A 659-nucleotide genomic window follows, 5' to 3' on the forward strand; every position below is an offset into this window, starting at 1 on the left:
GCACCCAGCGCCCCGGGGGTCAGCAGCGTGCCCGCGGGCAACACCTCGTCGCCGGCGGCCAGGTCCTCACCGGCGTGGCGCACGTGCGCACCGACCCCACCGCGGGGCGCGGACACCACGCGCACCCGCTCGGTGGGCCCGGACACACGCTCCAGCTGCTCCACCGGCACCACGGTGTCGGTGTCGGTGGGCACCGGCGCCCCGGTCATGATCCGCACGCACTCACCGGGCCCCACCGCGGGGTCGTCCGGGCACCCCGCGGGCACCTCGCCCACCACCACGAGCACCACGCCGGCGCCGTCCTCGCCCTGTCCGGCACCGAGCAGCGGCCCCAGGTCGGCGCCGCGCACGGCGATGCCGTCCATGGCCGAGTTGGCGAGCGGTGGCACGGCCCCCGCCGCCCGGGCCGGCTCGGCCAGCACCCGCCCGGCAGCGTCCGGGACCGCCACCTCCTCGGGGCCGGTGGGTCCGGGAAGCAGGGCGAGCACCTCGGCGCGGTACTCCTCCACGGTCAGCACCTCGCGGCGGGTGGTGGTCACTCGGCTCCCATCGGGTCGTTCACGGCGGTCAGTAGCGCGGCAGGTCGGGGTCCACCTCGCGGGACCACGCGATCATGCCACCGTCGAGCACCGCCAGCTCCTCGACGCCGTGCTCGGCCA

General features: G+C 77.4%; 1 pseudogene. It reads right to left on the reverse strand.

From position 1 onward, the window contains the following. Positions 1-539 (reverse strand): annotated as a pseudogene (locus HMPREF3099_RS10320) (molybdopterin molybdenumtransferase MoeA); the annotation flags it as partial. Positions 540-659: the final 120 nt, after the last annotated feature.

Source organism: Kytococcus sp. HMSC28H12, from assembly GCF_001816045.1.
Lineage (GTDB): Bacteria > Actinomycetota > Actinomycetes > Actinomycetales > Dermatophilaceae > Kytococcus > Kytococcus schroeteri.